Annotated in this window: 15 protein-coding genes; 6 read left to right on the top strand and 9 right to left on the bottom strand. The window is 60.7% G+C overall.

From position 1 onward, the window contains the following. Positions 1–18 precede the first annotated feature (18 nt). The 3 genes from PSAKL28_RS14250 to PSAKL28_RS14240 all read right to left on the bottom strand — a co-directional run bounded on the left by PSAKL28_RS14250 (position 19) and on the right by PSAKL28_RS14240 (position 2,440). Complete coding sequence (locus PSAKL28_RS14250) at positions 19–1,086, bottom strand: phosphotransferase family protein (protein WP_038611532.1); 1,068 nt, start codon at positions 1,084–1,086, stop codon at positions 19–21. 268 nt (positions 1,087–1,354) lie between these two features. Further along, positions 1,355–1,672 carry an SCP2 sterol-binding domain-containing protein gene (locus tag PSAKL28_RS14245; protein ID WP_028941938.1) on the bottom strand — a complete coding sequence of 106 codons (318 nt, stop codon included), beginning with the start codon at positions 1,670–1,672 and terminating at the stop codon, positions 1,355–1,357. A gap of 57 nt (positions 1,673–1,729) precedes the next feature. Further along, a complete protein-coding gene (locus PSAKL28_RS14240; protein WP_038611530.1) occupies positions 1,730–2,440 on the bottom strand; it encodes a histidine phosphatase family protein in 711 nt (236 codons plus the stop codon). 197 nt (positions 2,441–2,637) lie between these two features. On the opposite strand from PSAKL28_RS14240, the gene sohB reads away from it, so the two are divergent. After that, on the top strand, positions 2,638–3,654 hold the full coding sequence (sohB, locus tag PSAKL28_RS14235) for a protease SohB (RefSeq protein WP_038611527.1): 1,017 nt from the start codon (positions 2,638–2,640) through the stop codon (positions 3,652–3,654). A gap of 72 nt (positions 3,655–3,726) precedes the next feature. Then, positions 3,727–8,961 carry an NEL-type E3 ubiquitin ligase domain-containing protein gene (locus tag PSAKL28_RS14230; RefSeq protein ID WP_038611523.1) on the top strand — a complete coding sequence of 1,745 codons (5,235 nt, stop codon included), beginning with the start codon at positions 3,727–3,729 and terminating at the stop codon, positions 8,959–8,961. A 36-nt stretch (positions 8,962–8,997) separates the two neighbouring features. Here the strand turns inward: PSAKL28_RS14230 and PSAKL28_RS14225 are convergent, their stop codons facing one another. Then, on the bottom strand, positions 8,998–9,492 hold the full coding sequence (locus tag PSAKL28_RS14225) for a DUF934 domain-containing protein (protein WP_038611520.1): 495 nt from the start codon (positions 9,490–9,492) through the stop codon (positions 8,998–9,000). Then, the gene (locus PSAKL28_RS14220; protein ID WP_038611517.1) at positions 9,476–11,128 is read right to left on the bottom strand and encodes a nitrite/sulfite reductase; all 1,653 of its coding nucleotides are present in this window, start codon (positions 11,126–11,128) and stop codon (positions 9,476–9,478) included. The genes PSAKL28_RS14225 and PSAKL28_RS14220 overlap by 17 nt, the downstream gene beginning before the upstream one ends. A 218-nt stretch (positions 11,129–11,346) precedes the next feature. On the opposite strand from PSAKL28_RS14220, the gene PSAKL28_RS14215 reads away from it, so the two are divergent. After that, positions 11,347–12,429: an ABC transporter substrate-binding protein gene (locus PSAKL28_RS14215; RefSeq protein ID WP_038611514.1), complete on the top strand. Its 1,083-nt coding sequence runs from the start codon at positions 11,347–11,349 to the stop codon at positions 12,427–12,429. 262 nt (positions 12,430–12,691) lie between these two features. Here the strand turns inward: PSAKL28_RS14215 and PSAKL28_RS14210 are convergent, their stop codons facing one another. Further along, positions 12,692–12,910: a DUF2970 domain-containing protein gene (locus tag PSAKL28_RS14210; protein WP_038611512.1), complete on the bottom strand. Its 219-nt coding sequence runs from the start codon at positions 12,908–12,910 to the stop codon at positions 12,692–12,694. A gap of 128 nt (positions 12,911–13,038) precedes the next feature. Beyond that, complete coding sequence (gene metH / locus PSAKL28_RS14205) at positions 13,039–16,746, bottom strand: methionine synthase (RefSeq protein ID WP_038611509.1); 3,708 nt, start codon at positions 16,744–16,746, stop codon at positions 13,039–13,041. Positions 16,747–16,902: 156 nt separating this feature from the next. Here metH and PSAKL28_RS14200 point away from each other — a divergent pair, with 156 nt between their 5' ends. Next, complete coding sequence (locus PSAKL28_RS14200; RefSeq protein ID WP_038611507.1) at positions 16,903–19,203, top strand: fatty acid cis/trans isomerase; 2,301 nt, start codon at positions 16,903–16,905, stop codon at positions 19,201–19,203. A 124-nt stretch (positions 19,204–19,327) separates the two neighbouring features. Continuing rightward, on the top strand, positions 19,328–19,912 hold the full coding sequence (gene nfuA, locus PSAKL28_RS14195) for a Fe-S biogenesis protein NfuA (protein ID WP_028941949.1): 585 nt from the start codon (positions 19,328–19,330) through the stop codon (positions 19,910–19,912). A 71-nt stretch (positions 19,913–19,983) separates the two neighbouring features. Here the strand turns inward: nfuA and PSAKL28_RS14190 are convergent, their stop codons facing one another. Next, positions 19,984–20,901, bottom strand: a complete 918-nt coding sequence (locus PSAKL28_RS14190) for a LysR family transcriptional regulator (RefSeq protein ID WP_038611504.1) — start codon at positions 20,899–20,901, stop codon at positions 19,984–19,986. Positions 20,902–20,929: 28 nt separating this feature from the next. Beyond that, the gene (locus PSAKL28_RS14185) at positions 20,930–21,904 is read right to left on the bottom strand and encodes a quinone oxidoreductase family protein (protein ID WP_038611501.1); all 975 of its coding nucleotides are present in this window, start codon (positions 21,902–21,904) and stop codon (positions 20,930–20,932) included. Positions 21,905–22,172: 268 nt separating this feature from the next. On the opposite strand from PSAKL28_RS14185, the gene PSAKL28_RS14180 reads away from it, so the two are divergent. Continuing rightward, positions 22,173–23,006: an urease accessory protein UreD gene (locus PSAKL28_RS14180; RefSeq protein WP_038611498.1), complete on the top strand. Its 834-nt coding sequence runs from the start codon at positions 22,173–22,175 to the stop codon at positions 23,004–23,006. Positions 23,007–23,011: the final 5 nt, after the last annotated feature.

Raw genomic sequence — 23,011 nt, 5'->3', positions numbered from 1 at the left:
TTTTCCTTGTTGTAGTCGTCAGAGGCTGGACTTGGCGATGACCTGCAGGCTCATGTGCTCCAGCAGTTTGTTCATGTGAATGAACTGGGCGAAGCGCTTGTCCTGGGTCTGGCCGTGGAAGAAGCGGTAGTAGATCTGCTGGACGATACCGGCCAGACGGAACAGGCCGTAGGTGTAATAAAAGTCGTAGTTGTCGATGCTGATTCCGGCGCGTTCGGCGTAGTAGTCGACAAACTGCTGGCGGGTGAGCATGCCCGGGGCGTTGCTTGGCTGACGGCGCATCAGCTGCACCGGTGCCGGGTCGCTGGCTTCGATCCAGTAGGCCAGGGTGTTGCCCAGATCCATCAACGGGTCGCCGATGGTGGTCATTTCCCAGTCGAGCACACCGATGATGCGCATCGGGTTGTCGGCATCGAGGATGACGTTGTCGAAGCGATAGTCGTTGTGCACGATGGCAGGCTTGGGATGATCGGCCGGCATCTTCTCACGCAGCCAGGCGATGACCTTTTCCCAGCGCGGCGCGTCCGGGGTCAGGGCCTTCTCGTAGCGACTGCTCCAGCCCTCGATCTGGCGCTGCACGTAACCTTCCGGCTTGCCCAGGTCGCCCAGGCCGCAGGCGTTGTAGTCCACCTGGTGCAGTTCGACCATGCGTTCGATGAAGCTCTTGCACAGCGCCTCGGTATGTGTGGCATCCAGGCCCAGCTCCGGTGGCAGGTCCGAGCGCAGGATGATGCCCTTGACCCGGTCCATGACGTAAAACTCGCCGCCGATCAGCGCCTCGTCGGTGCAATGCACGTAGGCCTTGGGGCAGTAGGGGAAGCCGCTGTTGAGCTGGTTGAGGATGCGGAACTCGCGCCCCATGTCGTGGGCCGACTTGGCCTTGTGGCCGAACGGCGGACGGCGCAGGACGAACTCGCGCTCGGGGTATTGCACCAGGTACGTCAGATTGGACGCGCCGCCGGGGAACTGGCTGATGTGCGGCGTGCCGCTGAGGCCGGCAATATGCGCCTTCAGATAAGGGTCGATGACAGCGGCATCGAGTTCTTCGCCGGGGCGGACCTGGGTGGACTGATCGGTGAGCGTCATGCTTTTCCCTTATGATTGAAGCCAGTGACTATTGGCTAATCTAATTCTCGCGACAGACCCGAACAAGTCTGGCACAGCCTTATAGGCCAGCGTGTTGCAGGTCGATCAACGCCCCTGATGGGTGACAGCCAGTGGGAGCGGGCTTGCCCCGCGATCGTGATCTCTCAGTCACATCGCATCGCGGGACAAGCCCGCTCCCACCGAAGAGCAGACGAAAAAAAACCGAAGCCGTTCAAGGCTTCGGTTTTGTCTGGCATCAGCGCAGGGCTCAGGCCGGGAACAGCTCGCTCAGCTTCATCGACAGCATCATGTCGCCTTCAACGCGCAGCTTGCCGCCCATGAATGCTTGCATGCCATCGGTGTCGCCGCTGACGATACCTTTGAGGGTTTCGCTGTCCAGTACCAGGGTGCAGTTGGCGTCGGCGTTTTCGCCTTCCTGGATTTCGCAGGTGCCATCCTTGACGATCAGGGCGTAGTGCTTGTCTTCGTCGGTGATGTTGAAACCGAACACCAGGTCAAGACCGGCAGCAGCGGCTGGGTTGAACTTGGCTTTCATCGCTTCGACGGCTTTTGCTACATCGCTCATGGTGTGTTCCTTATTAAGTGATTACGGCAACCGGTGAAGGCTGCCACGGGCCGGGGCTCAACGGTAGGTGATGAGCTCCGGCACCTTCAGCAGCTGCACATGCGCTTGGCTGTTGAAGGAAGCCAGGGCCACCTCGCGGCCACGAAACTTCAGTTGGCTGAGCGAGGTGTTGATGATCTGCCAGTTCAGCTCGAAAGCCTGGCTGGCAGTGATACGGGTAACCAGGTGGAGCAGGGCGGTGATCGTGCCGCCCGAGGTGAAAATCGCAATGTTGTCGCCGTTGCCGGCCTGTTGCAGCACCCGCTGCAGGCCTGCGTCGACACGCTCGACAAACCCCTGCCAGGATTCCAGGCAGTCACTTTGGTGCTCGCCGCCGTGCCAACGCTGGATAAGCAGCGCGAACAGGCGCTGGAACTCGGCGCGGTTTTGCGCCCCGTTGCGCAGGATATGCAGCGCTTCAGGCTCTTGGGGCAACAAGCCGGGCAACAGATTGCGGATTACGGCGTCGGCATCGAACTCGTTGAAAGCGGCATCGGTTTCCAGCTGCGGCACGTTGCCGCCGGCGTTGTGCATGGCTGCCAACGCCAGGCGCGCGGTATCTTGCTGGCGGCGCAAGTCGCCAGCCAGGCAACGATCCAGGCGTACTCCCAGCTGGGCCAGGTGTTCGCCGAGTGCTTCGCTCTGGCGCATGCCCACCGGCGAGAGGACGTCGTAGTCGTCTGCACCGAATGAGGCCTGGCCATGTCGAATCAGGTAGATACTGCCCACGTCGTGCGCCTGCGCTAAGAATGAGGCCGAGGTTAGGATGCCGCTGGCGGGCTGTCAACGAAAAAACATACAAGCGTTTGAAAAGAGCGTTTGAACTGCATTGCTGGAGATTTCCTACGCTGGCAGGGGCAAGGCCGCGTCGGTATGCTTGACTATCGGTTCGCGCCGTTCGGGCGCCGGCATGTTAAGGAGTTACTGTGGAGTTTCTTGCAGAGTACGCAAGCTTTCTCGCCAAGACCGCGACCCTGGTGATCGCGATTCTGGTTGTTCTTTCGGCGATTGCCGGTTTGCGTGGCAAAGGCCGGCGCAAGGCTGGCGGCCAGTTGCAGGTCAACAAGCTCAACGAGTTCTACAAGGACTTGCGCGAGCGTCTGGAAAGCAGCCTGCTGGACAAAGCCCAGCTCAAGGCCCTGCGCAAGCAGCAGGCCAAGGCGCAAAAGCAGCAGAAGAAAACCCCCGAAGACAAACCGCGGGTGTTCGTGCTCGATTTTGACGGCGACATCAAGGCTTCGGCCACTGAAAGCCTGCGTCACGAGATCACCGCCGTGCTGAGCCTGGCGACGCCGCGCGATGAAGTGGTGCTGCGCCTGGAGAGCGGCGGTGGCATGGTTCACAGCTACGGTCTGGCCGCTTCGCAGTTGGCACGTATTCGTCAGGCGGGCATTCCGCTGACCGTCTGTATCGACAAAGTCGCTGCCAGCGGCGGCTACATGATGGCCTGTATTGGCGACAAGATCGTCAGTGCGCCTTTTGCCATTCTCGGTTCGATCGGCGTGGTGGCGCAGTTGCCTAACGTCAACCGTCTGCTGAAAAAGCATGACGTCGATTTCGAAGTGTTCACTGCCGGTGAATACAAACGCACCGTGACGGTGTTTGGCGAAAATACAGAAAAGGGCCGGGAAAAATTCCAGGAAGATCTGGACGTCACCCACCAGCTGTTCAAGGACTTCGTCTCGCGCTATCGCCCGCAGCTGCATATCGACGATGTGGCCACCGGCGAAGTGTGGTTGGGCGTCGCCGCACTGAACAAGCAGTTGATTGACGAGCTCAAGACTAGCGACGAGTACCTGGGCGACCGCGCACGTGAGGCGAATCTGTACCACCTGCACTATGCCGAACGCAAAAGCCTGCAAGAGCGGGTAGGGCTGGCGGCCAGCGGTTCGATCGAAAACACTTTGCTCGGGCTCTGGAGCAAGCTCGGCCAATGGCGTTGAGCAATATGTAACACCACTGCATGGGGGTAACTCGGGTTTCCTGTGGGTCCAATTGACCACAGGAACCCCCCCATGCTGACTTCTCAATCGATCGCGGTCCCTGGCCTGCATGGCCGCTTTTTAGTCGACCGCCTGCCGGACTGGCTCAAGCATGCCACGGTCGCCGACCTCAAGCGCTGGCGCGAAAGCCTGCGTCCGGCCCAGTTGAATCCCTCCGGTTCCAGCGCCTGGTTTTTTGACGCAAGCGAAGACGCCCGCCAGGCGTTGCTTGACGCCCAGCAAAGCAGCCGCCGCTCAGTGCGGGCCTTGGCCACGGCATTGAAAGATTTTCAGGGCCTGGGCGCCTTCGCTGAGCCCTTGCTCAAGGCCAAACTGAAAGCCGACCTGGATGTCGAACTCGACGTCAACACCACCGAGCTGGTAGAGATTCATGAAGAGTCTGTACTGCTGGGTAGCATGCTACGGATCAAGCCACGCCAGCAAAGCCTGCTCCAGGCGGCATTGCAGAATTTTGCCGCCGACAGCGAATTTCTGTCGGGCAGTGCCTTGGCCGCCAAGGGGGATTTTGTGCTGGAGCTGGCACCTGGGCAGGAAGGTGCTTACCCGCGCTTTCAATACCGCTATATCCGTCAGCTGGACATCGAACCCGCGCGCTTTGCCGCCTTGTGTCATGAGCTGGATCTGGGCGGCAAGTATCAGACGCACTTGGGCGAAGTGTTCGAGAGTCCTTCGACTCGGGATGCCGTTCGTACGTTGTCGATCAACGCCTACAAGGACAATTTGCGCCTTGTTGCGCAAACAGCACTGATGAAGGGCGAAATCTCTGCCCCGGCTCAGCAGATGTTCAACGACTTGCTCAAAGGCGAGCGAGCCCCGCTTCTGCATGGCAAGCCTGTCATCTGCCAATCACTGAGCATGTTCCAGTCAGCGCTTGACGGCGTACTGGTGTTCAGTGCCAATCGGGTTGTCAGCGACGAGGTCGAGCCGATTGTCGTCTACTTGCCAGGTGCACCGCTGTACCCGCTCAAAGAGTACGCTTCAGTGGCGGCGTTCAAGCAAGACCTGCGCATAAACCTGCTGACGTCTACTTACCTGGAGCTGTTTCGATCTTTCGTGCCCAGGCATGAGCAAGAACATTTCTTCAAGCGGCTTGATGAGGCGCTGTATGACCGCAGCCTTGATGCCGGTGGCCAACTCAAACCCGAGGCCAATCTGCACCTGCGTGATGTGGCGATTGAAAGTGAGTTGTTTGGCTATGTACAAGACCAGCTGCTCAAACGAATCAAGGCCAATGCCCGCGACCTTGCCGTACCCAGTGCGCAGGCGGATGAAGCGGCGAAGAAGCAACGCCTGGCTTACTGGGAAAGCATTGGTTTCAATCTGCTCAACGCCGCTGCGTTCTTTGTGCCTGTGCTCGATGCAGTAATGGCGGCGGTCGCCGCTGGGCAACTGGTCAAAGAAATTGTCGACGGGGCTCATGCCTGGGAGGCTGGTGAGCTGGATGAGGCGTTGGCGCATTTTGAGTCGGTGGCTCTGAATGTCGTCCTGGCTGTCGGTTTGGGTGCCGCAGGCCATGTTGCCGCACCGTTGCAGGCAAGCGAGCGTGTGGACAGCCTGGTGCGTGTCACCTTGCCCAGCGGCGAGCAGCGCTTGTGGAAGCCTGACCTGACACCCTATGCCCGCAGTGTCGAACTGACAGACATCGCCCCGAATGCTATGGGGGTGTACCGCCTTGATGGCAAATCCTACATCCGCATCGACGGCCAGGTCTTCGAAGTGTTCGAAGACGCTGACGGTGCCTGGTCGATCCGCCACCCGGATGACCCGGATGCCTATCAGCCGACCCTCAAGCATAACCAGGAGGGCACCTGGCAAGCAGTCGGTGAGCAACCGATGCAGTGGAGCCATGAAACGTTGCTCAGCCGCATTGGCGTTGCAGCAGATGGACTACCTGCTGAGGTGCTTGAGCAGGCCGTGCGCATCAGTGGCGTTGACGACGACGTTCTGCGACGCATGCATCTGGATCAGCTAGCGGTGCCGCCATTGCTCAAAGAAACACTGCAGCGTTTTCAGATTGACCGCCGGGTGACCCGCTTGATCGACAGCTTGAAAGAAGGTGTACCCGGTGTGCACGGCTTGGGCCTGGAGCCAAGCCTGAGCCAGGAATTGCCTCGCTGGCCGCAACGGGTCATCGAAGTCTTTGACGAGATCATGCCGGACCGAGCGCCTGTTCGCTATGGTGCCAAGCGCTGGCCCAGCGGGCGGGTGATTCGCATATCGGAAAAGGAGCTGTATGCCAACAAGCTGGCTGAAAAAGTGTTGGCGGATTTGAACGAGACCGAAGCGCTCGAGCTGTTTGGGTCCAGTGTCGAGCCAGATAAGCGACTGGAGGTTTTGCGTGCCCTGATTGCAGATCAGGCGATAAAACGCCGCGCCAATATTTTCAAGATCATGTACGAGCATCAACATCCGCCTCGCTCGACTGAACAGCAACGCCTGCTGCGCGACTTTCCAATGCTGACCGACGCCGCTGCACAGGAGATAGTGGACGCTGCGGACTCTGCAGAGCGTCTGCAATTGCAAGCCAGTGATGGCCGGGTGCCGTTACGTTTGGCCGAAGAGGCTCGGGTGTATCAACGTCAGATTGTCTTGAGTCGGGCAATACAGGGCGTGCATAAAACCACCCTGGCAAGTCTGGACAGCGACCGCCTGGCCTTGGGGCTGTTGACTGAACTGCCTGGCTGGACTAACACGGTTCGTGTGGAAATGCGCGAGGAGGTGTTGTCCGGTCGCTTGCTGGCCAGCGCCGGCGAACCTGGCGGCGAACTGAAGGTGCTGGTGCGCCTGAGAGGGCGCTATACCGTCTATGACGCTCAGGGGCTTGAGCTGAGCAAGGATCAGGAGATTATCGTCTCTCTGCTCAAAGCCCTGCCCGATAGCGAGCGAAGGGCGTTGAACCTCGATATCCATGCCACACAATCCTTGCGTACCGCCCTGTATGCGCTTGCTGTTGAGGATCGTGTGAGGGCGGCGAAACTGCTCGGCCAGCAGCCCATCAGACCGTGGTTTCGCTCACCCTTGCGCCTGGCCGATGGCCGTGTTGGGTACCCCCTGGGCGGATCAGTGCGAAATTGGGCCCTCAAGGCAAAGCTCGGGGCAATGTTCCCGGAGCTGGAGAGCGCGGAGCTTGACGAGTTCATTCGGTCCTATCAGCAGCGCAATCAGACGTTGGGGGATGTTGTTCTCAGGCTAGAGACCGAACAAAGAGTGCTCCAGACAACCCTTGCTGAGTGGGTCGAGGCCAGTGAAGGCCCCTTTCAGCGCGTTGCTCGCGCAAGAACCAGGGGGCAATTGGTGGACGCCTGGCGTCGACTAGGTGGTCGCCGAAGATCGGAGTTGAATCTGCAAGAGCGGGATGCTGGGCATCTTCCTGTATTGACGGCGCGCTTCGAGCATATCCGAAGCTTGAACATGAGCCGAATGAACCTGCAGCAAATGCCCACAGTGTTCCTGCAGTGCTTTCCAAGGCTGCAACGCCTGTCGTTGGAAAGTAACCCGTTGAGCATTATTCCGCCTGATATCAGCGCATTGGTTGGCCTGCGCAATTTGAATTTGAGAGAAGTCCCCCTGAACAGCAGCGATACAATGTTTGATGCGTTGAGGCCATTGGTAAACCTGCGGCGGCTGGAGTTGCAAAGTAACGGACTGGTCAACATCCCGGATGCAGCCCTGGAAACGCTGGCCACATTGCCTGCATTGAGCCATCTGAACTTGCGCTACAACGAGGTGAGTTTGACTAGCGAAGGCTTGGCAATCCTGGCTCGTTTACCCCTGCAGGAGCTGGACTTGAGCAGGACTGGGCTGGAGCTGGATGAAGCAGGCGCCCAGGTCTTCTCAAGGTTTGTCCGCCTGCAGCGTTTGAGGTTAAGCGGCAACTACTTGAGGCGGTTTCCCGAGCTTGGCAACCTTGTGCAGCTGCGGGATTTGGATCTTCAGGGGTGCGGGGTAAGTGAATGGCCCGCCGAGTTGACCACGCTGATGAACCAGAATCCCTATGAGCTGCGAATAGTCGACCTCAGTCGCAACCAGATCATTGAGTTGCCGGACCTGGCTGCCACGCGTTTTGGCGCTGGTCTGCGCGATAATTCACATGCTGCGCAGGGGCTGAATCTGTACTTCAACCCGCTGGACGTCGCGAGCATCGCCCGCCTGGAAGTAATCAGGGTAGGGTTCGAGCCTGAAATCGTCGTACAAGTACAGCCTGAAATTGCCGTACCCGTACAACCTGAAGATCCCTGGCTGCAGGGCGCAGATCAGGCGCAACGCGACCTGTGGCATGACCTGTTCCAGAATGACGGGCACGAGGCGCTGCGTGAAATGCTTGACCGGCTGGCCTCGTCCCGGGAGTTTCAACGCAATGGGGCGGATGTGCGCGAGCGGGTGTGGTCAATGCTCCAGCTTGCCTCGCAGCACACGCAGCTAAGAGAGGAACTGCTCGAAATTGCCGAAGCTTTTCCGGTCACTTGTGGCGATGCCGGTGCCGATGCTTTCAGCGCCCTGGAAATTGCGGTGCTGGTGTTTGAACGAAGCCAGGAAGCCATCACCGGTGAGCGCAGTGCCGAATTGCTGGCTTTGTACAAACAGTTGTTCCGTCGCCATGAAGTCCAGCGTATGGCCGATGTACTGTCATTGGCCCGCAAGCAGCGGCGTCGAGCCTTGAGGGCGAACGGTGCGCTGACCCCGCTGGATCCGCTGGATGACATCACTGATGTCCTGTTGAGGCGTGACGAAGTCGATGACATCGAAATTCGACTGGCCTTGCGCCAGCAGCTGGCGAGTGAGCTGGATTATCCGGAGCCTTCCAGGGGCATGCTTTATCAAGCCACTGCCAATCTGTCGCCGCAGACGGCACAGCGGGTTAAAAGTGCAGTCTTGGCGCGTGATACGGTCGCCAACCGGCAAGCATGGATGGTCGAGGATATCAATTGGACGCGTTACCTGGAGCAGCGTTACGTGTCGCAATTCGATAGTTTCCGGGAGATGTGGGCTGAGGGGCAGGAGTACCTGGACTTCTGCGTTGGTGTGTTCAACGAGGGACCTGAAGCGCTCGATAGTGAGGTGTTGACGTTCCTGCGCACTGCGTTGGGCGCAGAACCCATGAACGCAGAGGGTACGTTGCACAAGATTGAAATCAACGATGGGCAGTATCAGCAGGCGAGCGATGCCCTGAAAAGCGCCAGGAAAGTTGCTGAGGACGCGCTGGTACTGAGGTTGACACAGGCTACAGAGGTTGAACCTGAGGTGTGACAAAAAACAAGGCCCCGCATGCGGGGCCTTGTTTGTTCAACGGCGACGGAACAGCGGTTGCGGTTCGTCGGTTGCGGCCTGGTAGGTCACCGAGAAGTCCTTGAGACTTTCCAGCGCTTCAACCGGGTCTTTGTCGGCCCGCAGGGCGAAGGCGTCGAAACCGCAGCGTTTCATGTAGAACAGCTGGTCGCGCAGCACGTCGCCAATGGCGCGCAGCTCACCGGTGAACTTGTAGCGATCACGCAGCAGACGCGCATTGGAGTAGTTGCGTCCGTCAGTGAAAGCCGGGAAGTTCAGGGCGATAACCTGGAACTCGTTGGCGACGTGGCCGATCTCTTCGGCCTCTTCGTCGGCGTCCAGCCATACGCCCAGGCCGCCGTCGCGGGCCTTGAGCATATGGCCGTGTTCACGCCACAACTGCAATGGCACGATGTAGTCGTCGCAGTTGGTCACTTCGTCGATGTTGAAGTCCTTGGGCAGCAGGTGCCAGGTTTCGTCGACGATTTCGTTGTTCTTAATGATTCGCTGCATAGACGCGTTCCTTGAAAGGGTCGATGCCAATACGCTGGTAGGTGTCGATGAAGCGCTCGTCTTCGGTACGTTTTTCAACGTAGACGTCAATCAGCTTCTCGATCACATCCGGCATGTCGTCCTGGGCAAAGGAAGGGCCGAGGATCTTGCCCAGGCTGGCGTCGCGGCTGGCGCTGCCACCGAGGGAGACCTGGTAGAACTCTTCGCCTTTCTTGTCCACCCCGAGAATGCCGATGTGGCCGACGTGGTGGTGACCACAGGCGTTCATGCAGCCGGAGATGTTTAGGTCCAGTTCGCCGATGTCGAACAGGTAGTCCAGGTCGTCGAAACGGCGCTGGATGGATTCGGCAATCGGGATCGACTTGGCGTTGGCCAGGGAGCAGAAGTCACCGCCAGGGCAGCAGATGATGTCGGTCAGCAGGCCGATGTTCGGCGTGGCGAAACCGTTTTCACGCAGCTCCAGCCACAGCGCGTGCAGCTGGCTCTGCTCGACATCGGCGAGGATGATGTTCTGTTCGTGCGAGGTGCGCAGCTGGCCGAAGCTGTAGCGCTCGGCAAGATCGGCGACGGCATCGAGCTGTTTGTCGGTCAGGTCGCCAGGGGCGACGCCGGTAGGCTTGAGCGACAGGGTCACGGCAACGTAGCCCGGCTTTTTGTGCGCCAGGACGTTGCGGGTGCGCCAGCGGGCGAAGCCTGGGTGCTGTTGCTCGAGTTCGCTGAAGTCGAGGTTGTCCAGCGCCTTGTAGTCCGGGTCGACGAAGTGCTTGGCCACGCGCTGCACTTCGGCTTCGGTCAGCGTGCTGCTGCCGCCGCGCAAGTGGACCATTTCGGCCTCGACCTTCTCGGCGAAGACTTCAGGCGTGAGCGCTTTGACCAGGATCTTGATCCGCGCCTTGTACTTGTTGTCGCGACGGCCATAGCGGTTGTAAACCCGCAGGATCGCGTCCAGGTAGCTGAGCAGGTCCTGCCACGGCAGGAACTCATTGATGAAGGCACCGACCACCGGGGTACGGCCCAGGCCGCCACCGACCAGGACGCGGAAACCCAGCTCGCCGGCGGCGTTGTACACCGGCTCCAGGCCGATATCGTGCACTTCGATGGCCGCACGGTCGCTGCTCGAGCCGTTGATCGCAATTTTGAACTTGCGTGGCAGGTAAGCGAATTCGGGGTGGAAGGTGGTCCACTGGCGAACGATCTCACACCATGGGCGTGGGTCGATCACTTCATCGGCAGCGACACCGGCGAACTGGTCGGTGGTGACGTTGCGCAGGCAGTTGCCGCTGGTCTGGATCGCGTGCATCTGCACGGTGGCCAGCTCAGCCAGAATTTCCGGGATGTCTTCCAGGGCAGGCCAGTTGTACTGCACGTTCTGCCGGGTGCTGATGTGGGCATAGCCCTTGTCGTAGTCGCGCGCGATCTTCGCCAGCATCCGAGTCTGGCGCGAAGTCAGCTGGCCATAAGGCACGGCGACCCGCAACATCGGGGCAAAACGTTGGATATAGAGGCCATTTTGCAGGCGCAGGGGGCGGAACTCTTCTTCGCTCAGCTCACCGGCCAGGTAGCGGCGGGTCTGATCACGGAACTGCTTTACGCGGTCCTCGATGATCCGCTGATCGTACTCGTCGTATACGTACATAGGGGTCCTGTTCTCAAGCTGCTTGCAGCTAATCGCGCGCACGGCCGCGCACTCCCTAAACGGAGCGAAGGAAAGATAGCAGTTTGCGTTTATGCGCAAAAGTGATGTTTTTGCATATGAAAAGAACCATTCGGACTAAGTGAGACTGACTGGCATTTCGCCGTTCGAGCCTCTGCGGTGTTTATAATCAATGGTTTGAATAGCAGGAGCGAATCCGCATGCTCAAGGCCTTGTGCCAAAGCCTGTGCCTGAGTCTGCCGCTGGCTGCCAGCGCGCAAGCCGCGTCGGTGGTTTTTCTCAATCCGGGGTATTCCAATGAAACTTTCTGGGTCAGCTATTCGAACTTCATGCAGGCCGCCGCCAAGGATCTGGGCATGCAGTTGCGCATCGAATACAGCGAGCGGCAACCGGAGCTGGCGCTGAATCAGGCGCGGCAAGTGCTTGAAGGCAAGCAGCGTCCTGATTATCTGGTGCTGGTCAATGAGCAGTACGTGGCCCCCGAAATCATTCGCCTGTCACGGGGGAGCGGGGTCAAGCTGTTTCTGGTCAATAACGGTCTGACCCAAGACCAGGCCGAGTTGATTCGCGCTAACCCGGACAAGTACCCGCCAATGCTTGGCACGTTGGTGGGTAACGATGAACAGGCCGGTTACCAGATGCTCAAGGAACTGATTGCCCTGCACCTGCGTGAAGGCTCGCAGCAGCCGATCGAGTTGCTGGCGTTTTCCGGCCTCAAGACCACTCCCGCCGCGCAGTTGCGCGAGCAGGGTATGCGCCGGGCCCTGGCCGAACATCCGCAGGTACGCTTGCGTCAGGTGGTGTATGGCGGCTGGGGTCAGCAACGGGCTTATGAGCAGGCGCAGCAATTGTTGAAGCGCTACCCGAAGATCGAACTGGTCTGGTCGGCCAACGACGAGATGGCCTTTGGTGCCATGCAGGCGTTTGTCGAAGCCGGCCGCACGCCCGGCAAGGATGTCCTGTTCAGTGCCGTCAACAGTTCCCCGCAAGCACTGCAGGCGCGAATCGACGGGCGTCTCAGCGTGCTGATGGGCGGGCACTTCTCTCTGGGTGGCTGGGCCATGGTGTTGCTGCACGATGATGCGCTGAATCTGCCAATTGATCGGGATGGGCAGCGCGATCACCAGGTGCCGGTGCTGCAGTTGATTGATCCGGTGCGTGCCCGGCGCTGGTTGGCTCTTCACGGCCAGGCCGACTACGGGCTGGACTTCAACCGTTTCAGCGCTCAGGGCCATCCTGCCGAGTACCGCTATCCATTCTTGAGTGCACCGGTCAAATATTGAAATAGCCCTGCTTGAGCAATGGGCATTGCTGGACTTAACTGCTACGGGTGACATGCATTCCCATAACCACCAATAAGAGGCAATGCAATGGGAAACTCGACCAAAGCGGGTAAGAGTGACAGCAGTGTCGACGCCTGGGCGATACTCTGTCTGATCGTCCTGGTTGTTGTGACCGCGGTGTATTGGGTCAGCCACCAGTAATATCACGCGATGGGCAATCATGAACCGCCCGCAGAATGGACATCTGCGGGCGGATTGCGTTTCAGCGCGCGGTGAGGTGCATGGCCAGTTGCACCAGCCCCACCAGTACCAGAATGAAGATCAAGGTGAAGACGGTGCCCAGCGCAATGAAATGGCTGGCCTTGCCGTAGGTGAAGTCGCGGGCGCGGTTCTTGCCGCTTTGCACGCCGAACGCCGCCGCCAGAATGCTTTGCAGCATCTGCCAGAAAGTTGGGGGTTTGCCTTGGGCTGGGTCGTCCATGAGGGGCTCCTTGGGATAGGCATCCTCCTCAGTGTAGACCGGATCGCGGGGCAAGTCGGGTCGCCGCACCGCCGCTCCCACAGGGTTTAGGATCTCCCTGTGGGAGCGGGCTTGCCCCGCGATTTCAGTTAGTTGTCATACCCAAGGTTAGGCGCCAACCAGCGCTCACTTACGCTCAGGTCCTGGCCTTTACGCGCGGTGTAGCTCTGCACCTGATCCTTGTCGACCTTGCCCACGGCAAAGTACTGCGCCTGCGGATGAGCGAAGTACCAGCCGCTGACCGCCGCCGCCGGGAACATCGCGAAGTGCTCGGTGAGGAACACGCCGCTGGGGCCGGTTTCGCCAATGGCGGTGCCATCGAGCAGGCGGAACAGGGTTTCCTTCTCGGTGTGGTCCGGGCAGGCCGGGTAGCCCGGGGCAGGGCGGATACCCGAGTACTGCTCCTTGATCAGCGCTTCGTTGTTCAGGTGCTCGTCCTTGGCGTAACCCCAGTAGTCTTTACGCACCTGTTCGTGCAGCCACTCGGCGCAGGCTTCGGCAAGGCGGTCGGCGAGGGCTTTGACCATGATCGAGTTGTAGTCGTCGCCCTTGTCCTGGTAAGCCTTGGCTACTTCTTCGGCACCGATGCCTGCGGTGGTGATGAAACCGCCGACATAGTCAGTGATGCCGGTTTCCTTTGGCGCGACGAAGTCGGCCAGGGAGAAGTTCGGCTTGTTGTCCGGCTTGATGGTCTGCTGGCGCAGGTGGTGGAGCTGGGCCAGCGGCTGGCCGTCGGCACCATAGACTTCGATGTCGTCGTGGTTGACCTGGTTGGCCGGCCAGAAACCGAACACCGCCCGGGCGCTGATCAGCTTCTCGTCGATCAGCTTGGCGAGCATTTCCTGGGCATCCTTGAACAACGCGGTGGCCGCTTCTCCGACCACTTCGTCGGTGAGGATGCGCGGGTACTTGCCGGCCAGGTCCCAGGAGATGAAGAACGGCGTCCAGTCGATGTATTCGGCCAGCACCTTGAGGTCGATGTTCTCCAGGACCTTGACCCCGGTAAAGCTCGGCACTGCCGGCTGATAACCGGCCCAGTCATATTTCGGCTTGGCCGCAATCGACTGCTCGTAGCTCAGGCGTTCGGTGCGCGCGCTGCGGTTGGCAGTGCGCTCGCGTACTTCGATGTAATCCAGGCGGGTTTTCTCGACAAAGCCCGGCTTGAGTTCCTTGGACAGCAATTGTGTGGCAACGCCCACTGCACGCGAGGCGTCAGTGACGTAGACCACCGCGTCATTGCTGTACTTGGGCTCGATCTTCACCGCTGTGTGCGCCTTGGAGGTGGTCGCGCCACCGATCATCAGCGGCAGGTGGAAGTCCTGGCGCTGCATTTCGCGGGCGACATGGACCATCTCGTCCAGCGACGGGGTGATCAGGCCGGACAGGCCAATGATGTCGCACTTCTGCTCGCGGGCGGTCTGCAGGATCTTCTCGGCCGGGACCATCACGCCGAGGTCGACGATGTCGTAACCGTTGCAACCGAGCACCACGCCGACGATGTTCTTGCCGATGTCGTGCACGTCGCCTTTGACCGTGGCCATGAGGATCTTGCCCTTGGCTTCGGGCTTGTCGCCTTTTTCCAGCTCGATGAACGGAATCAGGTGGGCTACCGCCTGCTTCATCACCCGCGCGGACTTGACCACCTGGGGCAGGAACATCTTGCCGGCGCCGAACAGGTCACCGACCACGTTCATGCCGCTCATCAGCGGGCCTTCGATGACTTCGATAGGACGTGCGCACTGCTGGCGGCACTCCTCGGTGTCTTCGACGATAAAGGCGGTGATGCCTTTGACCAGCGCATGCTCCAGGCGCTTGCCGACCGGCAGCGAACGCCACTCTTCGTTTTCGACTTCCTTGACCGCGCCGCCGCCCTTGTAGTCGTCGGCAATCGCCAGCAGGGCATCGGTGCCTTCCGGGGTGCGGTTGAGTACCACGTCCTCGACCTTCTCGCGCAGGGCAGGCGGGATCTCGTCGTAGATCTCCAGCTGGCCGGCGTTGACGATACCCATGGTCAGGCCATTCTGGATCGCGTGGTAGAGGAACACCGAGTGAATCGCCTCGCGCACCGGGTTGTTGCCGCGGAACGAGAACGACACGTTGGACACCCCGCCCGAGCTCAGCGCGTAGGGCAGGTGATCGCGAATGTAGGCGCAGGCTTCAATGAAGTCGACGGCGTAGTTGTTGTGCTCTTCGATGCCGGTGGCCACGGCGAAGATGTTCGGGTCGAAGATGATGTCTTCCGGCGGGAAGCCGACTTCGTTGACCAGGATGTCGTAGCTGCGCTTGCAGATCTCACGCTTGCGTGCGGCGGTATCGGCCTGGCCGACTTCGTCGAAAGCCATCACCACCACCGCGGCGCCGTAGCGCTTGCACAGTTTGGCGTGATGCTTGAAGGCCTCGACGCCTTCTTTCATCGAGATCGAGTTGACGATGCCCTTGCCCTGGATGCACTTGAGGCCGGCTTCGATCACTTCCCACTTGGAGGAGTCGATCATGATCGGTACGCGCGAGATATCCGGCTCACCGGCGATCAGGTTGAGGAACTTGACCATGGCCGCCTGGGAATCGAGCATCCCTTCGTCCATGTTGATGTCGATCACCTGGGCACCGGCCTCGACCTGCTGCAGGGCGACTTCCAGTGCTTCGGTGTAGTTCTCTTCACGGATCAGCCTGGCGAACTTGGCGGAACCGGTGATGTTGGTGCGCTCGCCGACGTTGACGAACAGCGAGTTGCGATCGATGGTGAACGGTTCAAGGCCCGACAGGCGACAGGCCTTGGGAATGTCCGGAATCGCCCGTGGCGGGTGCTTGGCCACCGCTTCGGCAATCGCCCGGATGTGCCCCGGGGTGGTGCCGCAGCAACCGCCGATGATGTTGAGGAAACCGCTGGCGGCGAACTCCTCGACCACCACGGCCATCTCGGCCGGGGTTTCATCGTATTCACCGAAGGCGTTTGGCAGGCCGGCGTTCGGGTGCGCAGACACATGGGTGCCGGCCTTGTCCGACAACTCTTCCAGGTACGGGCGCAGATCCTTGGCGCCGAGTGCACAGTTCAGGCCCACCGAGATCGGGTTGGCATGCCGCACCGAGTTCCAGAAGGCTTCGGTGGTCTGCCCGGACAGGGTGCGGCCGGAGGCGTCGGTGATGGTCCCGGAAATCATGATCGGCAATTCGACGCCGTCTTCCTCGAACACCTGCTGCACGGCGAAGATCGCTGCCTTGGCGTTGAGGGTGTCGAAGATGGTCTCGATCAGGATCAGGTCGGCGCCGCCCTCGATCAGGCCGCGGGTAGCCTCGATGTAGTTTTCTACCAGCAGGTCGAAAGTGACGTTGCGGTAGCCGGGGTCGTTGACGTCCGGGGAGATCGAGCAGGTACGGCTGGTCGGGCCGAGTACGCCGGCAACGAAGCGCGGCTTGTCCGGGGTTTCCAGAGTCTTGGCATCGGCGACCTGGCGGGCGATGCGTGCGCCTTGCACGTTCAGCTCATACACCAGCGCTTCCATGCCGTAGTCGGCCTGGGAAATCTGTGTGGCGTTGAAGGTGTTGGTTTCAAGAATATCGGCGCCAGCGTCCAGATAGGCCTTCTCGATGGCGGCGATGACATCCGGGCGCGAGAGCAGCAGCAGGTCGTTGTTGCCTTTGACATCGCTTGGCCAGTCGGCGAAGCGCGTGCCACGATAGTCGTGTTCCTCTAGGCGGTAGCTTTGGATCATAGTACCCATGCCGCCATCGAGAATCAGGATGCGCTCTTTGAGTGCTTGCTGAAGTGCTTGGAAACGAGCGCTGCGGTCAGACATAGGACTACCTGGTCGGGCGAAAACAAAAGTTGCGGAATAATAACAAAGCTGCGCGGTTTTTAGACGTGTCGAGCATTTACATGAATTTCATTCATGTTGGCGCGCCGCCAGCACCGGTAGAATCGTGAAGCTATCAATACCCAGGACATTCGGCACATGGTGCATCGCTTACTTGCCGGCGCTTTCGCTCTGTTCATCAGCGGCGTGGCGTTGGGGCAAGCCCCTCAATCGAGCTCGGCTATTTCGTATACCCGGGACATCCAACCGATCTTCACCGAGAAATGCGTGGCCTGCCACGCCTGCAACGACGCGGCCTGCCAACTGAACCTGGGCAGTGCCGAGGGCGCTTCGCGGGGCGCGTCCAAGGTCCCGGTGTACCAAGGTGATCGCAGCAAGGCCGTGGCCCCGACCCGCTTGTTCTACGACGCCACCAGCACCGAGGCCTGGCAGCGCAAAGGCTTTTACTCGGTACTCGACAACCAGGGCAGCCAGGCGGCGCTGATGGCGCGGATGCTCGAACTGGGCCACAAGACGCCGCTGACACCCAACGCCAAGTTGCCTGAAGAAATCGTGCTGGGCCTGAACCGCAACAACCTGTGCCCGTTGCCCGGCGAATTCGACGCCTATGCCGGCGCACATCCCAAGGAGGGCATGCCGCTGGCGGTCACCGGCCTCACCGATGCCGAGTACCAGACCCTGCAACGCTGGCTTGCCGCCGGTGCGCCGGTGGAACACAACCCGATCCAGCCGAGCGCCACGGAAGCTGCGCAGATCGCCGACTGGGAAGCGCTGCTCAACCGTCCGGGCTCGACCGAGGCGCTGGTCGGGCGCTGGCTGTACGAGCACTTGTTCCTTGCGCATATCCATTTTGTCGGCGGCGAACAGGGGCACTTTTTCCAGTGGGTACGCTCGCGTACGCCCAGCGGCCAGCCCATCGACCTGATCGCGACACGTCGCCCCAACGATCCACCGGGTACCGACTTCTATTACCGGTTGATGCCGGTGCAGGGCGTGATCGTGCACAAAACCCACATCACTTACCCGATGGGCCCGCAGAAGCTCAAGCGCGTCAAGCAGCTGTTCTACAGCGGCGACTGGCACGCCAAGGCGCTGCCAGGCTACGGCCCGCGTCACCGCGCCAATCCTTTCGAAACCTTCGAAGCGATCCCGGCCGTGGCCCGTTACCAGTTCATGCTGGATAACGCCGAGTACTTTGTGCGGACCTTCATCCGCGGCCCGGTGTGCCGGGGTCAGATCGCCACCGACGTGATCCGCGACAACTTCTGGGCGCTGTTCCAGGAGCCGGCTCACGACCGCTACCTGACCGATGCCGAGTACCGTGGCCAGGCCACGCCGCTACTGGCCATGCCTGGGCAGATTGATGACGTGGGCAGCATCCTGAGCCTGTGGCATGCCTACCGCGACAAGCGCAACGAGTACGAAAGCCTGCGCCGCGAAGCCTATGCCGACATGCCGGCGCCGAGCTGGTCGACCCTGTGGGCCGGTAACGACAACGCATTGCTGACCATCTTCCGCCACTTCGACAGCGCCTCGGTAACCAAGGGCCTGATCGGCGACGTGCCGAAAACCATGTGGCTGTTCGACTACCCGCTGTTCGAGCGCACCTACTATCAGCTGGCGGTCAACTTCGATGTCTACGGCAACGTTTCGCACCAGGCGCAGACGCGCTTGTACTTCGACCTGATCCGCAACGGCGCCGAGGTCAACTTCCTGCGCCTGATGCCGGCCGAGCAGCGCGGCGCGATTCTCAGCGACTGGTACCAGAACAGCGGCAAGGTGAAGATGTGGATGGACTACGAGGAGATCGACACCGATACCCCGAGCGCATTGCAGCTTGCCGCCAATGATCCCAAACGCGATTTCGGCCTCAAGCTGATCCAGCGCACCGGAAGCCTCAATGCCGCGCCCGACCCGATCAACCGTTGCCAGGGTGCCTATTGCTCGCGCCCGCAGATGAACGAAGAGTTCCGTGACGTCGAGCAGACCCTGAGCCGTCTGGTGTCGCGTCCGGCTGCGGGGCTGAAGGTCATCAGCCAGTTGCCTGAGGCGACCATGCTGCGGATCGAAGGGCAGGGCGGTCAGCGTCAGGTCTACAGCCTGTTGCGCAACCGGGCGCACAGCAACGTGGCCTTCATGCTCGGCGAGGCGTATCGCTACCAGCCGGGTCTGGACACCCTGACCCTGGTCCCTGGCGTGCTGAGCAGTTACCCGAACTTCATGTTCAACGTCCCCGTAGCCGATGTTCCGGAGTTCGTCGAAGACCTGGAAGCGGCCCGCGATGACCCTGACCGCTTTGAACGCGTGGTCATGCGTTGGGGTGTGCGGCGCAGCCATCCGCAGTTCTGGCAGTATTTCCACGACCTCAACAGCTACATCAAGGAAACCGATGCAGTGGAGGCGGGCGTGCTTGACATGAACCGCTACGAAAACCTCTGAGCCGGGTCGCCGGGAAGGTCGCCTGACCTTTCCCGGCGCTGCCAGGCTTTCCCGACAGAATTACTAGGACTTTGTTCGGCGGCCAGGTTGGCGTAAACTGCCGACAAGTCTGTGAGGAACTTCCATGAGCGCCATAACTATTACCGACGCCGCGCATGATTACCTGGCTGATCTGCTGTCCAAGCAGAACACCCCGGGTATTGGCATTCGCATCTTTATCACCCAGCCGGGCACCACTTACGCCGAAACCTGCATTGCCTACTGCAAGCCGGGCGAAGAAAAGCCGGAAGACACTGCTGTGGGTCTGGCCAGTTTTACTGCCTACCTGGACGCGGTCAGTGTGCCGTTTCTTGAAGATGCAGTCGTCGACTACGCCACCGACCGCATGGGTGGCCAGCTGACCATCAAGGCGCCGAACGCCAAAGTGCCGATGGTCAACGAAGACAGCCCGATCAACGAGCGCATCAACTACTACCTGCAAACCGAGATCAACCCGGGACTGGCCAGCCACGGCGGCCAGGTGAGCCTGATCGAAGTGGTTGAAGACGGTATCGCCGTACTGCAGTTCGGTGGCGGCTGCCAGGGTTGCGGCCAGGCCGACGTGACCTTGAAGGAAGGTATCGAGCGGACCTTGCTCGAGCGTATTCCTGAGCTCAAGGGTGTGCGTGACGTGACTGACCACAGTCAGAAAGAGAACGCCTACTACTAAGGCGTTTTATCGCGGGGCAAGCCCGCTCCCACAGGAGCTACTGTGGGAGCGGGCTTGCCCCGCGATGCATTTCAGCGCCACGGTGCACCATTAGCGAACTGCCGCTCGATCCACTGCTTGAACACAGTGGTTGCCGCGGTATTGAAACGAGCACCGGGACGAACCAGGTACACGCCCGCATCACTGTCCAGTTGCCACTCTGGCAACACCCGCTGCAGGCTGCCGCAGTCCAGGTCCTTCTTCATCATCCAGTCGCCACCGGCGATGATGCCGACGCCGGCCCGGGCCACACCAAGCAACGCTTCGTTATCGTTGCTCTGCATCGAACCCTGCACCCTGATGGTCTGCAGCTCACCCTGGCGATACAAATGCCACTGCGGATAAGAGCGCAGTCCGCTAAAGCCCAGGCAATTGTGTGCGCCAAGTTCGGCCGGTGACTGCGGCTGCCCGTGTCGTTCAAGGTAAGCGGGAGCGGCGCAGAGAATGCGCTGGTGATCGCAAAGCTTGCGCGCCACCAAACGACTGTCGCTCAGTTCACCGATGCGGATTGCGGCATCGAAGCCTTCGCCGATCAGGTCGACAAAACGCTCCGAGTACTCGGTTTCCACCGTCACCTGCGGGAAGGCCAGGGCAAACTCGGCGAGCATCGGGCTGAGCCAGAGCCTGCCCATGGAAGAGGGCAGCGCCAGGCGCAAGCGGCCTCTGACCTCAACGGCGCCCCGGGCGGCTTCGCGTTCGGCGTCACTGATCAGGCTGGCGGCATGCTGCAAGCGTTCTACCAGTCGCAAGCCCTCATCGGTAAAACGCAACTGGCGGGTAGTGCGTTCGACCAGGCGGATACCCAGGCGCTGCTCCATGGCGCCGAGGCGTTTGGACAGCACCGAAGGATGGCGTTGCAACTGCCGGCCTGCCGCGGCAAAGGAGCCATGGCTGAAGAGGGCCAGGAGGGTGGCCAGCTCATCGGCCTGGCGACTGTCGAACGGATCCATGTCGGTGCTGCGCCTCGCAGAGGTTCGGTCAGGGGGTGAGGATGATCGCGCCTTGGGAACGTCCTTGCTGCAGGTCGTCGTGGGCGCTGGCCACGTCGGCCAGGGCATAGCGTTGCCAGATCCGCGGCTGGATGATACCTGCCGTCACCGCTGCCAGCACGTCCTGCGCACGTTGCTGGTACTCCTGCGTGCTGGCGGTATGCGCAGCGAGCGATGGCCGCGTGACAAACAGCGAGCCCTTGGCATTGAGGGTGCTCATGGCCAGCGGTTCAGGCGCGCCGGAGGTTGCGCCATAGGACACCAGCACACCGCGCGGCCGCAGGCTGTCGAGCGAAGCCTGCAGCGACACCCGGCCAACCGAATCGTAGACCACATCCACCTTCAGTCCCTGGGTCACCTCCAGTACCTGTGCCGCCAGCGTATCGGCGTCGAACACCAGCACCTCGTCACAGCCAGCATCCCTGGCCCTGGCCAGGCTTTGCGGCTTTGACACCACGCCGATCACAAACGCGCCCAGGTGCTTGGCCCAAGGCACCAGCAATTGACCCAGCGCGCCAGCTGCGCCGTAGATCAACACGCGGGTGCCAGGGCCGACCGGGTAGGTGCTCTTGAGCAGGTACTGGGCGGTAATGCCTTTGAACAGTACCGCTGCAGCGTCTTCAAACGACAGGCTGGCTGGCAGTTTTACCAGGCGTTCAGCGGGAAACAGGCGGGCGCTGGCGTAGCCACCCAGGGGGCCGGTGGCATAGCCCACGCGGTCACCGACTTGCACCGTGGTCACCCCGGGGCCGATTGCAGCTACGGTTCCGGCGCCCTCCAGTCCCAGTCCCGAAGGCAGCGCAATCGGCACATCGCCCTTGCGCTGATTGACGTCCAGTGGATTGACGCCGATCGCCGCTTGTTCCAGCCACACCTCGCCGGGTCCGGGGGCTTGCGGATCGGTGTTGGCGAGCTGCATTACTTGCGAGTTGCCTGTTTGCTCCAGGCGCACGTGCATGACCATGTTCAGTGCCTCGGATCAGTTGTAGGTGGCTGCGAGGATATTTACTGATGGCACGCTCAACAATTACCTGAAAAGGCAGATCAGTGCTGCACACAGTGCAGTAATTGACTCGCGGTGGGAGCGGGCTTGCCCCGCGATGCAATGTGACTGAGAAAATGCAATCGCGGGGCAAGCCCGCTCCCACCGAAGCCCGTGCCCACCACCGGATGTCGGTTGGCCCGCTATGTGCTTTACCCCCTTGAACTGCATGTTTACAGGGATCCGCTGCATGACGCTTGCTCAACCACTCGACCTCGCTGCCCGCGATACCGGCTGGAGTGCCGAGTTGAGACTGCGCTTTGTCCGCCGTGCAGCGAAGACCTGTATTGGTGCGCGGCGGCATTTCGGTCCTCTTTTGGTGCAGCGGCCGTTCTACCCCGAAGGCGCGCCGTGTCACGTCTATGTGCTGCATCCGCCCGGTGGCGTGGTCGGCGGCGACAAATTGGTGCTCGATGTACACCTGGAAGCAGGCAGTCATGCACTGCTGACCATGCCCGGGGCGACCAAGTTTTACCGCAGCGGCGGCGCCACCTCGACCCTGACCCAGCACTTTCATCTGGCACCCGACAGCGTGCTGGAGTGGTTGCCCCAGGGCAGCATCTGTTTTCCGGGTGCCCGTGTTCGCCTGGAAAACCGCTTCAGCCTGTCGCCGGGTGCGCGCCTGCTGGCCTGGGAAACCCTGTGCCTGGGACGACCGGTGATGAATGAGCCGTTCAGCCATGGCGCGCTGGACAGTCGCCTGCAGATCGATGTGCCCGATGACCCCGGTCTGCACGAACGCCTGCGCATCGAAGGTGGCCAGCTGCAGAAGCTCGGCGGCTACCCGTTGCAAGCCACGTTCTGCGCTTACCCGGCCAGCGAAGCACTGCTCGAACAAACCCGCGCCCTGATCGACGACTTAAGCGTACCCGCCGCAGCGACCCTGCTCGGCCAACTGCTGGTAGTGCGTCTGCTCGATGACGATAACCAACGCCTGCAATCCACCCTGCAGCGGCTCTGGCATGCCTTGCGACCGGCCGTGGTCGGTCTGGCGCCATGCCCGCCGCGTATCTGGGCTACCTGAGAGAA

Source organism: Pseudomonas alkylphenolica, from assembly GCF_000746525.1.
Taxonomy (GTDB): domain Bacteria; phylum Pseudomonadota; class Gammaproteobacteria; order Pseudomonadales; family Pseudomonadaceae; genus Aquipseudomonas; species Aquipseudomonas alkylphenolica.
This window is presented reverse-complemented; position numbering and strand designations above follow the sequence as displayed.

Excerpts from the sequence above, each read along its gene's own strand:
- PSAKL28_RS14220 (WP_038611517.1), bottom strand. The coding sequence starts at position 11,128 with ATGTACGTATACGACGAGTACGATCAGCGGATCATCGAGGACCGCGTA.
- PSAKL28_RS14230 (WP_038611523.1), top strand. The coding sequence starts at position 3,727 with ATGCTGACTTCTCAATCGATCGCGGTCCCTGGCCTGCATGGCCGCTTT.
- metH (WP_038611509.1), bottom strand. The coding sequence starts at position 16,746 with ATGTCTGACCGCAGCGCTCGTTTCCAAGCACTTCAGCAAGCACTCAAA.
- PSAKL28_RS14185 (WP_038611501.1), bottom strand. The coding sequence starts at position 21,904 with ATGGTCATGCACGTGCGCCTGGAGCAAACAGGCAACTCGCAAGTAATG.
- PSAKL28_RS14245 (WP_028941938.1), bottom strand. The coding sequence starts at position 1,672 with ATGAGCGATGTAGCAAAAGCCGTCGAAGCGATGAAAGCCAAGTTCAAC.
- PSAKL28_RS14190 (WP_038611504.1), bottom strand. The coding sequence starts at position 20,901 with ATGGATCCGTTCGACAGTCGCCAGGCCGATGAGCTGGCCACCCTCCTG.
- PSAKL28_RS14210 (WP_038611512.1), bottom strand. The coding sequence starts at position 12,910 with ATGGACGACCCAGCCCAAGGCAAACCCCCAACTTTCTGGCAGATGCTG.
- nfuA (WP_028941949.1), top strand. The coding sequence starts at position 19,328 with ATGAGCGCCATAACTATTACCGACGCCGCGCATGATTACCTGGCTGAT.
- PSAKL28_RS14200 (WP_038611507.1), top strand. The coding sequence starts at position 16,903 with ATGGTGCATCGCTTACTTGCCGGCGCTTTCGCTCTGTTCATCAGCGGC.
- PSAKL28_RS14215 (WP_038611514.1), top strand. The coding sequence starts at position 11,347 with ATGCTCAAGGCCTTGTGCCAAAGCCTGTGCCTGAGTCTGCCGCTGGCT.
- PSAKL28_RS14250 (WP_038611532.1), bottom strand. The coding sequence starts at position 1,086 with ATGACGCTCACCGATCAGTCCACCCAGGTCCGCCCCGGCGAAGAACTC.
- PSAKL28_RS14180 (WP_038611498.1), top strand. The coding sequence starts at position 22,173 with ATGACGCTTGCTCAACCACTCGACCTCGCTGCCCGCGATACCGGCTGG.
- PSAKL28_RS14225 (WP_038611520.1), bottom strand. The coding sequence starts at position 9,492 with ATGCAGCGAATCATTAAGAACAACGAAATCGTCGACGAAACCTGGCAC.